The sequence below is a fragment of the Mycobacterium sp. genome (assembly GCF_052143115.1).
Taxonomy (GTDB): domain Bacteria; phylum Actinomycetota; class Actinomycetes; order Mycobacteriales; family Mycobacteriaceae; genus Mycobacterium.
The window spans coordinates 1-9,961 of the sequence record NZ_JBKQTQ010000190.1; the positions used below are offsets into that span (position 1 = coordinate 1).

General features: G+C 66.7%; 10 protein-coding genes, 2 pseudogenes and 2 riboswitches. Of the genes and pseudogenes, 1 reads left to right on the forward strand and 11 read right to left on the reverse strand.

The annotated features are described in order from the left end of the window. Window positions 1-206 (forward strand): annotated as a pseudogene (locus ACLQI9_RS19905) (HNH endonuclease); the annotation flags it as partial. 71 nt (window positions 207-277) lie between these two features. On the opposite strand, the gene gcvP reads toward ACLQI9_RS19905, so the two are convergent. The 11 genes and pseudogenes from gcvP to ACLQI9_RS19960 all read right to left on the reverse strand — a co-directional run. Further along, the gene (gcvP, locus tag ACLQI9_RS19910) at window positions 278-3,121 is read right to left on the reverse strand and encodes an aminomethyl-transferring glycine dehydrogenase (protein WP_442392052.1); all 2,844 of its coding nucleotides are present in this window, start codon (window positions 3,119-3,121) and stop codon (window positions 278-280) included. Between the two features lie 100 nt (window positions 3,122-3,221). Further along, window positions 3,222-3,343, reverse strand: a riboswitch (glycine riboswitch). After that, window positions 3,344-3,441: riboswitch (glycine riboswitch) on the reverse strand. Between the two features lie 72 nt (window positions 3,442-3,513). Continuing rightward, window positions 3,514-4,158, reverse strand: a complete 645-nt coding sequence (locus tag ACLQI9_RS19915) for a MerR family transcriptional regulator (RefSeq protein WP_442383462.1) — start codon at window positions 4,156-4,158, stop codon at window positions 3,514-3,516. A 314-nt stretch (window positions 4,159-4,472) separates the two neighbouring features. Then, window positions 4,473-4,967, reverse strand: a complete 495-nt coding sequence (locus tag ACLQI9_RS19920; protein WP_085195536.1) for a bifunctional nuclease family protein — start codon at window positions 4,965-4,967, stop codon at window positions 4,473-4,475. Between the two features lie 108 nt (window positions 4,968-5,075). Beyond that, window positions 5,076-5,819: a transcriptional regulator FtsR gene (ftsR, locus tag ACLQI9_RS19925; protein ID WP_442383464.1), complete on the reverse strand. Its 744-nt coding sequence runs from the start codon at window positions 5,817-5,819 to the stop codon at window positions 5,076-5,078. After that, window positions 5,819-6,292: a glycogen accumulation regulator GarA gene (gene garA, locus ACLQI9_RS19930; RefSeq protein WP_442383466.1), complete on the reverse strand. Its 474-nt coding sequence runs from the start codon at window positions 6,290-6,292 to the stop codon at window positions 5,819-5,821. Before garA ends, ftsR begins: the two co-directional genes overlap by 1 nt. Before the next feature lie 187 nt (window positions 6,293-6,479). Beyond that, entirely contained in the window at window positions 6,480-6,875 is a 396-nt protein-coding gene (gcvH, locus tag ACLQI9_RS19935; RefSeq protein ID WP_442383468.1) for a glycine cleavage system protein GcvH, read from the reverse strand. A gap of 24 nt (window positions 6,876-6,899) precedes the next feature. After that, complete coding sequence (locus tag ACLQI9_RS19940; RefSeq protein WP_442383470.1) at window positions 6,900-7,787, reverse strand: DUF881 domain-containing protein; 888 nt, start codon at window positions 7,785-7,787, stop codon at window positions 6,900-6,902. Window positions 7,788-7,803: 16 nt separating this feature from the next. Then, a complete protein-coding gene (locus ACLQI9_RS19945) occupies window positions 7,804-8,136 on the reverse strand; it encodes a small basic family protein (protein WP_324440481.1) in 333 nt (110 codons plus the stop codon). Between the two features lie 64 nt (window positions 8,137-8,200). Beyond that, entirely contained in the window at window positions 8,201-9,124 is a 924-nt protein-coding gene (locus tag ACLQI9_RS19950) for a DUF881 domain-containing protein (protein ID WP_442383473.1), read from the reverse strand. Next, window positions 9,111-9,740 carry a CDP-alcohol phosphatidyltransferase family protein gene (locus tag ACLQI9_RS19955; protein ID WP_442383475.1) on the reverse strand — a complete coding sequence of 210 codons (630 nt, stop codon included), beginning with the start codon at window positions 9,738-9,740 and terminating at the stop codon, window positions 9,111-9,113. The genes ACLQI9_RS19950 and ACLQI9_RS19955 overlap by 14 nt, the downstream gene beginning before the upstream one ends. Further along, window positions 9,712-9,774, reverse strand: a pseudogene (locus ACLQI9_RS19960) (hypothetical protein); the annotation flags it as partial. The pseudogene ACLQI9_RS19960 and the gene ACLQI9_RS19955, both read right to left, overlap by 29 nt. Between the last annotated feature and the right edge of the window lie 187 nt (window positions 9,775-9,961).

Sequence of the window (9,961 nt, forward strand, 5' to 3'; positions counted from 1 at the left end):
GGTCCTGCGAGCGCTGCAACTACGCCAAAGAAGCCGACGGCTGGCAGGTCAGCACCAGCATGGACGAAAATCACACGCACACAGCTGAATTCAGTACGCCGACGGGTAGGCGATATCGGTCGGGCGCTCCGCCGCGCGGGCCGGTAATCACGGTCAGTGATGTCGAGATCCGAGTCGGCATCGCGCTCGCTCGGCACGCCGCCTAGCCCGATTTGCGTCCACCGGTGGCATCGGCCGGCGTCTTCGGCCGCGACATTTCCGCCCAAACAGACGCTGCCTAGACGAACGCCTCCACCGGCGGGCACGAGCAGACCAGGTTGCGGTCGCCATACGCCCCGTCGATGCGACGCACCGGCGGCCACACCTTGGGCCGGAACCCCTTCCCGAGCGGATAGGCGGCCTCTTCGCGGGTATACGGGTGATTCCAGTCGGGGACCAGCAGGCACTCGGCGGTGTGCGGTGCACCCCGCAGCGGATTGTCTTCAACAGACCACAGCCCGGCCGCCACTTTGTCGATCTCGCCGCGGATGGCGATCATGGCTTCGCAGAACGCGTCGACCTCGGCCAGGCTCTCGCTCTCGGTGGGCTCCACCATGAGTGTGCCGGCGACCGGGAAGCTCATGGTCGGTGCGTGGAAGCCGTAGTCCGCCAAGCGTTTTGCGACATCGTCGACGGTCACGCCGGTGGACTTGGTGATCGGCCGCAGGTCCAGGATGCACTCGTGGGCGACCATGCCGTTCTCGCCGGTGTAGAGCACCGGGTAGTACTCATCGAGCCGGCGGGCCATGTAGTTGGCCGACACGATCGCCGTCAACGACGCGGCCCGCAAGCCGTCCGCGCCCATCATCCTGATGTACGCCCAGGTGATAGGAAGGATCGATGCCGACCCGTACGGCGCCGACGACACCGGCGGACCCTGCGGCAGGTCGGCGGCCAGCGGATGCCCGGGCAGGAACGGCGCCAGATGTGAGCGCGCCACCACCGGCCCGACGCCCGGGCCGCCGCCACCGTGTGGGATGCAGAACGTCTTGTGCAGATTCAGGTGGCTGACGTCGCCGCCGAACTGCCCTGGCCGGGCCAGCCCGACCAGCGCGTTGAGGTTGGCGCCGTCGATGTACACCTCGCCGCCGGCGTCGTGCACGGCGGCGCAGATCTCGGCGATGTCCTGCTCGTACACGCCGTGGGTGGACGGATAGGTGATCATCAGCGTCGACAACCGGTCGGCGTGCTCGCTGACCTTGGCGCGCAGGTCGTCGAGGTCGACGTCGCCGTTGTCGCGGCAGGCCACCACGACCACCCGCATGCCGGCCAACGCGGCGGAGGCGGCGTTGGTGCCGTGCGCGCTGGACGGGATCAGGCAGATGTCGCGCTGCGGTTCGCCTCGGCTGGCGTGGTAGGCGTGAATCGCCAGCAGGCCCGCGTACTCGCCCTGCGAACCGGCGTTGGGTTGCAGCGAGACCGCGTCGTAACCGGTCATCTGCACCAGCCAGGTCTCCAGATCGCCGATCAGGCGCAGCAGACCTGGGGTGTCGGATGCCGGAGCGAATGGGTGCTGATGCGCGAACTCCGGCCAGGTGATCGATTCCATCTCGGCGGCGGCGTTGAGCTTCATCGTGCACGAGCCGAGCGGAATCATGCTGCGGTCCAAGGCAAGATCCTTGTCGGCCAGCGCGCGCAGGTACCGCATCATCGACGTCTCGGTGCGATACCGGGTGAACGCCGGATGGGTCAGGAACTCCGACGCCCGGGTCGCGATATCGGTGGAGGCCGGCTCGGTCGCCGAAACGGCGAAGGCGTCCACGACCGCCGCCACGTGGTCATCGGTGGTGGCTTCGTCGCAGGCCACTGACACGTGGTCGTCGTCGACGCGCCACACGTTGATGTTGTTGGCCTTGGCCGCGGCGATCACCTCGTCGGCGCGGCCGGGCACCCGGGCCAGCACCGTGTCGAAGTACTTGTCGTGCACCAACGCGTCACCGAGTGCGGCGGCGATGGTCTCGGCATGGGCGTGCACCCGCCGGGCGATGCCGGCCAGCCCGTCGGCGCCGTGATAGCTGGCGTACATCGCGGCCATCACCGCCAACAGCACTTGGGCGGTGCAGATGTTGCTGGTCGCCTTGTCGCGACGGATGTGCTGTTCGCGGGTCTGCAGCGCCAACCGGTATGCGGGTGAGCCATCTGCGTCGATGGAAACACCGACCAGTCGGCCGGGCAGTTGACGGGCGTGCTTGGTGTGCACCACCAGGTATCCGGCGTGTGGACCGCCGAATCCCATTGGCACACCGAAGCGTTGGGTGTTGCCGAACGCCACGTCGGCGCCGATCTCTCCCGGCGGGGTGAGCAACGTCAGCGCCAACAGGTCCGCGCCGATGGCCACCAACGCACCGCGGTCGTGCGCCTCCGACACCAGCGCAGACCAGTCGGTGATCCGGCCGCTGGCGCCGGGCAGCTGCGCGATGACGCCGAAGAACTCGCCTCCGTCCGGCAGATCCGGAAGACCACAGCGCAGGTCGGCCGTGACAATCTCGATGCCCAGCGGCTCGGCGCGGGTGGCCAGCACCGCGGCGGTCTGGGCGAAGACGTCGACGTCTACGGCCAGCCGGGTGGCGCCGCCCTTGACCGCGCGGTGCATCAGCGTCATCGCCTCGGCGGCCGCGGTGCCCTCGTCGAGCATCGACGCGTTGGCCACTTCCAGACCGGTCAGGTCGGCCACCATGGTCTGGAAGTTCAGCAGCGCTTCCAGCCGGCCCTGGCTGATCTCCGGCTGGTATGGCGTGTAGGCGGTGTACCAGGCCGGGTTCTCCATGATGTTGCGCAGCAACACCGGCGGCGTGAGCGTGTTGTAGTAACCCTGCCCGATCATCGACACCCCGACCGTGTTGGCGTCGGCCAGTGCCCGCAGCTCGGCCAGTGCCTGGGCCTCACTGGCCGGCGGGGGCAGCTGATCCAGGCCGGGCGCGGCGCCGGTGTCGGTGACCTTGTCGAGAATCCCGGCGGGTACCGCGCGACGCGCCAATTCTTCCAGCGAGTCGACACCGATGACCTCGAGCATGGCCGCGACGGCATCGCTGTCCGGGCCGATGTGCCGGTCGGCGAAAAGCGGGTTGGTGTAGTCGGACACTCGGGGACTCCTGACGTGAGGCGGAACCGCACCTGTTGCTTTGCCCGGCTGCTCCTCAGACGCTTCGCGGTCTGCATCGTCGCCGGGCTGTGTTGTGCGTTCCTCTCCCTCTGTCGTCTACCCGAACCGGGCGCCTGAGAGATTCGACATCCGCGGCGGCGTGATGTCTTTCCCCATGGGCGGGCGACCCAAATGCCGGGCCACCGCTTTCCAGAGGCATCGGGGTCTGGCGCGGTCCGGGTGCCTGAGAGGTTGACGGAGAGGTGTTGCTCCTTCGGCGTCCGTGGCTGGCAGCCACGGAACTCTCCCGCGCAAGGGCGATGCAGTGCCGATTTTACCTACTCGTCGCCGCGCGCACAGCGGTCGGCGTCGAGCGAGGTGAACGGCCCAGGTCAGCCGATCTTGCGGTCGCGGTGCTTCCGGCGGGAGGCCAGCTCGTCCTCCGGGGCGGCAATCGACTCGCCGTCGTCGGCGCGTTCGCCGGGGAAGTCCGCAATAGCGCCGGTCAACTCGCGCATCGCTCCGGAGACGGCGATGCCGAAGACACCCTGCCCGCCCTGCAGCAGGTCGACGACCTCTTCGGCCGAGGTGCACTCATAGACCGTGGTGCCGTCGGAGAACAGCGTGATGTTGGCCAGGTCCTGCACACCGCGCTGGCGCAGATGGTCGACAGCGACCCGGATGTTGTGCAACGAAATGCCGGTGTCCAGCAACCGCTTCACGATCTTGAGAACGAGGATGTCCTTGAACGAATACAGCCGTTGGCTGCCTGACCCCGCGGCGCTGCGAATCGACGGCACTACCAGCGACGTGCGCGCCCAATAGTCCAACTGGCGGTAAGTGATGCCGGCGATTTGGCACGCACTCGGGCCCCGATAGCCGACCAATTCGTCGGGCACCGAGTCGTCGGGGAACAAGCCGGCTTGCACGGGTTCGCTCGGCGCGCGGACGGCCTGATCGGGGCGGGTTGCTGCGGTGTCGTCGATCGCGGTGACGGACTCGAGGTCCAATTGGTCGTGACGTGGTTGGTCTCCCACGGTGCTTCCTCTCGCCGATCACGCTCGTTACGGGCTGTCGGTAGCCGCGATTGCTCAGCCGAGTGCTTGTGAGCATACGCTTTTCGACACGCTGTGGTGTTCGTAGAACTAATCACATCGAGATCAAAGTATGGCCGCCTTCACGGTGACTCGCAGCCATCCGACGGGCGTGTCGAGGTCGAGCTCGCAGATGAGACGCATCCGTGATGTTGCCGCCCCCGGCGCCGGTGCGACACAACACGCGTCGACCAGGTTGCTGACGTGCTGAATTACCCGCCTCGTCACGCGCCGTCGCGGCGCGCATCGTCACCGCGTTAGGTGGCTTTGAAGTCGTCGGGCGAAACGCTGTCCAAAAACTCTTTGAACTTCTCCACCTCGTCTTCTCGGACGGCGGTGGAGGGCTCCTCGTCGCTCTCGTCGGGAATCAGTAGGCCCGCCTCCGCGAGAACCGCCTCCTCGACGTAGATCGGCACGCCGACCCGCAAAGCGATGGCAACCGAGTCCGACGGCCGCGCCGAGACGGTGATGTTGCGGTCGAAGATCAGATCGGCGTAGAAGGTGCCTTCTTGCAAGTCGACAATCCGCACTTCTTTCAGCGAATGGCCAAGCGCGGCAATGAGATCCCGGATCAGGTCGTGCGTCAACGGGCGCGGCGGCTCGACTCCCTGCTGCTCAAGCGCGATCGCCGCGGCCTCGGATTGGCCGATCCAGATCGGCAGGTACCGGTCACCGTTGGCCTCGCGCAGCAACAGGACCGGCTGGTTCTGCGGCTGCTCGACGCGAATGCCGACAACGCGAACTTCACCCATCTGTGTCTGCCCTCCGCACGTGCTGCCCTGTCCGTTTCAGACCTGGCCCGACGTCGCGGTGGGAAGACCAAGCCGCCGAACACAAGCTGTCGAACGAAGTCTAGTCCTTCAGCGGTGCAGAACGTCGCGCACTGCCGACTTGATCAACGACGTGTGCAATGTGATTGCCAGCGCGGCGACTTCCCGCGCCAGGTCGTCGGCGCGGTCACGGGCGCCGGTCTTGCCCGCCTTGACAAGCGGACCGGCGATTTGCGCGATCAGGTCGGACTGCCGGTCAGCCGCCGAGCGGAATGCCCTCAGGTGACGTGGTTCGACCCCATACTCGGCGAGCGCCCGGGCGCACTCCAGGATCACCACCGCATGCTCGTCGAAGAAACTCCCCGGTCCGGTGGTGATCACCCCCGCCTTGAGCAGCGCCGCCAACAGCTCGGGATCCACCCCCGAGCGCTCGAGCAGATCTTCGCGGCTCAGCCGGATGCGGGTGGGCGCCACCGCCGCCGGATCCGACCCCGATTGACCCGGCTCCGGACTCCCGACGGACACCAATCGCGGTACCCGATAAGGCGATCCGGCGAGCGGCAACTCGCCATCGGGCTGGGCGTCTAGCTGCGCTTTGATCACCTTCAGCGGTAGGTACTGGTCCCGCTGAGCCGTCAGGATGAAGCGCAGTCGTGCGCAGTCATAGGCGGTGAATCGGCGATAGCCCGATGCCGCCCGCTGCGGCGTGACGAGACCCTCGGCCTCCAAGAACCGAATCTTGGAGATCGTCACGTCCGGAAAGTCTGGCCGTAGCAGGTCGAGGACCGCTCCGATCGACATCCCGGCCAGCGCGGGGGTCTCCGGCGCGGTCACTAGCTTCCGGGCCCTCCGTTGTCGTCACCGGCCTTGGGACCGGTCAAGAACACCAGGCGAAATTTTCCGATCTGAACCTCGTCGCCGTTTGCCAGGACAGCCGAATCGACGGGCTCCCGGTTGACGTATGTGCCGTTGAGGCTGCCGACGTCCACGACTTGGAACTCGTCGGTTTCCAACCGGAATTCCGCGTGCCGCCTGCTGACCGTGACGTCGTCGAGGAAGATATCGCTGTCGGGATGCCGGCCGGCCGAGGTGGTCGGCTGGTCGAGCAGGAAGCGAGAGCCCGCGTTCGGTCCCCGTTTGACGACCAGCAACGCCGAACCGAGCGGAAGTCCCTCGACGCCTGAGACGGCGGTCTCCGTGCCCGATTGGGCGGGAGCGTCCAGTTCGTTGAGGAAGTCGGCGCGGAAGACCGATGTCGTCTCCGCGGTGACTTCGTCAGGGGTCTGGTCGTTGTCCTTCTCCGTCACCCGCTGCTCCTCACTGGCCGCTGCTGCCTTGTCTGGTTGGGCCCGCTCGACCGGTTTCCCACCCACCTTGACCGTCGATGTGTCGACCGTACCGCGCACGGGACCCCAATGTGCCGTCCCCCGCCGGATCGGCGCGTGCATCTCCCCGGGCGCGGCGCGTCGGCGGCGCAGGGAACGATAACAAGGGTCATTCGGCCAGGGTGGCGCGGTAGGCCTCGGCGTCCAGCAGCGCCGCGAAGTCCTGCTCGAAGGACCCACCGTCGACTTCGAGGTCGATCAGCCAGCCGGCGCCGTAGGGATCGGAATTGACCAGCTGCGAGTTGCCATCCAGATCGCCATTGACGGCAACGACTTTCGCCGAAACGGGTGCGAACAAGTCCGACACCGACTTGGTCGACTCCACCTCGCCGAAGGACTCCCCCGCGGTCACCTCGGTACCCACGTCGGGCAGCTGCACAAACACCACGTCGCCAAGCGCCGACTGCGCGAAGTCCGTGATCCCTACCCGAACGGTGTTGTCTCCGGTACGGCGAATCCACTCGTGTTCGGCGGTGTAGTGCAAATCAGGCGGAATTTCGCTCACGGTGTTCCTGTCTTCGTCGGTTACTCACTTGACTGGCTGAGCGTATTGGCGCGGTTTTGGTTGTCGCAAGACGGTGATGTCCACTTTGTCGCCCTGTTGGACCGACATGGTGCCACCGACACGTTTGACGCTGTCCACCGCGCCGCCCGGAATGTTCATCGCCGCCGCGAGCGTTGGTGGATCACCAATGGCCAGAACCGAATACGGTGGCATGAGGGTTTTGCCGTCGACGGTCAGGGTGCCGGGAGCTCCGACGATCCAGGTGTCGACACCGGCTCGCACCGCTTGGTGGCCGTCGCCGATCTGGATCGCCTCGGCCCCGGCCGCCCGTAATTCGTTGATCACGTCGAGCATCGCCTCGGGTGCCACACCTGGTCCGGGGTCCTCGATTCGCACTGTGACGCCCGGACCGGTGGCCCCGACGGTGCCGATCAGGATCGACAGCGCGGCGAGCCGGGCCTGGGCATTCTGGATGGCGGTCTGGTCGCTGCTGCCTGATGCCTGCAGCGCAGACAACGTGCGCTGTAACTCCGCGACTTCTGTGCTCAGCGTCGCCTCACGTTGACGCAGTGAGTCCAACAGCACCAGCAGGTCCGCCGGACGGGCGGTATCCAACGAGTCACCGGAACTGTTCTGGTGGACTTGGGTGGCGATGGCGACTCCCAGCAGCAGGCACAGCAAGACCGCCAGCGTGCCGAAGACCGCCAGGCCGCGCCGCAGCATGCCGAGAAATCCACGTGGGCGCAGCTCACCTATCTCGGGGTGTGGCTGGTGCGGCTGCAGTTCATGCCGGCCGTGCTGGGCGGGGTCGGCGGGGCCATGTTCCTGCTGCTCCGGCTGTACCGCGGTCTCGTCGGCTTTGGACTCGGACTCGTTGTCCTGCGGCGCGCCTTCAGAATTGGGGTCGCTCATGTCGGTCTCATGCCCGTTAAGCCCCGAATAGCCGGCGCCGCAGCGCCGCGGCGTTACCGAAGATGCGGATGCCGAGCACGACGATGATCGCCGTCGACAATTGTGTGCCAACGCCCAACTGGTCGCCGACATAGACGATCAGGGCGGCCACCAAGACATTGAACACGAACGACACCACGAAAACCTTCGGGTCGAAAATCCGCTCCAGATAGGCTCGCAGCCCGCCGAACACCGCGTCGAGCGCCGCGACCACCGCGATCGGCAAGTACGGCTGGATGACCTCCGGCACGCTGGGATGAAACACCAAGCCCAGCACGATCCCGACGACCAGCGCCGCAATACCGATCATCGGTGCTCCGCTCTCCTCACCGGCAGTTTCGACGCTGCGCGTCGTGCCATTGGAAATTTCACCACTAGGACCCGATCTTTTTGGCGAACTTGACATCTCGGACCGCCCCGGCGGGCAGGGTGAGGCCGTCGCGGGCGCTGACGCCGACGCCGACGCCGTAAGACGTCTCCAAGAGGCGCAACCGGCGCAGGCCGGGGCTGCCGTCGAAAACATCCTGCATGGAATGCGGGGGTCCGACGGCTAGGACCGTGTAAGGGCTGCTGATCGGATTATTGTCAACCAATATCGCGCCGCCCGCCTGCCTGATGGTCACGTTAGGCCCGATCCGCACGCCGCCGACAGAGATCGCTTCAGCGCCGCTGGCCCACAACGAATTGACCACCAGCTGCAGGTCCCGGTCGAGGATGATCTGCCGACTGCCGGCTACCCGCTGCTTGGACACGTCGGAAAGATTCGGGGCCAGGCCGGGGTCGGTCACCGTCACGCTCAGACCCGGGCCGGTGACCGGGGTGCTCGCGGCGGCCAGGCTGAGCCGGTCGAGGTTGGCCAGCAGCCGCTGGCCCTCGGCGTCCTCGGCCAACGCCCGCCGCTGAACGTCATCACGTTGCGCCGTCAGCGCATTCCGGCGTGCCGTTAAGTCGCTGGTGGCCGCCTCCTCTGAACGCACGCTGCTCGCCAGGACTCGTTGGGCCGCGCTGACCCCCGGCGCGACCAGCCGAGCCTGGGCAACGGCGGCGGCGAACACCGTGGCCACCAGCAACGCCGCCAACGCTTGCCAGACCCAGTTCCCAACACGGGCCCGACCGGTCGGCGGCTCGGCGGCGTGGTCGCGTTTGGCTGCCGCGGCGGCGTAACCGGGATCCAGGTGCTCGGAGAGCAGCGCACGCAGCAACGACGGCACCGGGATGAACTGTGGTCGCCCCGCTTCGTGGGCGCTGAGGCCCGCGTACGGGTCGTAGCCGCCGAGCGCCTGTTCAGCCATCGACATCTGCCCTACTCGCCAGCGGCTTTCCGCGGCCGGCCCGCACCGGGGGCAGCCGGCGCATCACCAACACCACCTGCACCGCGTACAACACGAACGACCACAGGTAGAAGTACGTGCCCCAGATCAGAAAAGCCCAGCCGCAGGCCAACACGACCCGACTCCACAACGCGTCCCACTGGCCCAGCAGGATCAGCGGAAACGCGGACATCAGCGCAAAAGTCGCGGCTTTGCCGATGTAAAGCACCGGCAGTGCGGTGAACCCGCGGGTGCGCAGCAGCGGCAACTCCGCGGCCAGTAGCACATCCCGTGCCAACAACACGGCGATGATCCACCACGGGATGATGCCGCGCAGCCCCAACGCGATCGGAACGGTCACCATGTAGAGCCGGTCGACCGCCGGATCGAGCAACGCCCCCAGTTTCGAGGACTGGTTCAGCAGTCGGGCGATCTTCCCATCGGCCCAGTCCGATGCGCCGCTGAACATCAAGACTGCCACCGCCCAGGCGTTGGCATGGGCAACCAGCAGCAGGTACACGAAGACCGGGATCAGCACCAGACGGATCCCGCTCAGCACATTGGGCACCGTGAGGAGCCGGTTGTCTGGGGGCCCCTGGCTCATGAGCGCCGCTCCTCCTCATCGCTGCGCTTTGCATCGTCGCCGGCGCGGTTCATGACGCGTGACCTTATCGGAAGGTGGCCGGCAGCCTCAGCGGAAGATGCCGGGCAGGCTCAGCGCGGAAAGCGAGTCGTCGGCCAGCGGGTTGTCGTGCACCATGTACGTCCAGGTTGACGTCGGGCGGGCCAGCTTGGACAGGTCGACACCGGGTTCGTCTTCGATCG

Coding starts and splice junctions, on each gene's coding strand:
- ACLQI9_RS19920 (WP_085195536.1), bottom strand. CDS start 4,967: ATGGGTGAAGTTCGCGTTGTCGGCATTCGCGTCGAGCAGCCGCAGAAC.
- ACLQI9_RS19940 (WP_442383470.1), bottom strand. CDS start 7,787: ATGAGCGACCCCAATTCTGAAGGCGCGCCGCAGGACAACGAGTCCGAG.
- ACLQI9_RS19945 (WP_324440481.1), bottom strand. CDS start 8,136: ATGATCGGTATTGCGGCGCTGGTCGTCGGGATCGTGCTGGGCTTGGTG.
- ACLQI9_RS19950 (WP_442383473.1), bottom strand. CDS start 9,124: ATGTCGATGGCTGAACAGGCGCTCGGCGGCTACGACCCGTACGCGGGC.
- ACLQI9_RS19955 (WP_442383475.1), bottom strand. CDS start 9,740: ATGAGCCAGGGGCCCCCAGACAACCGGCTCCTCACGGTGCCCAATGTG.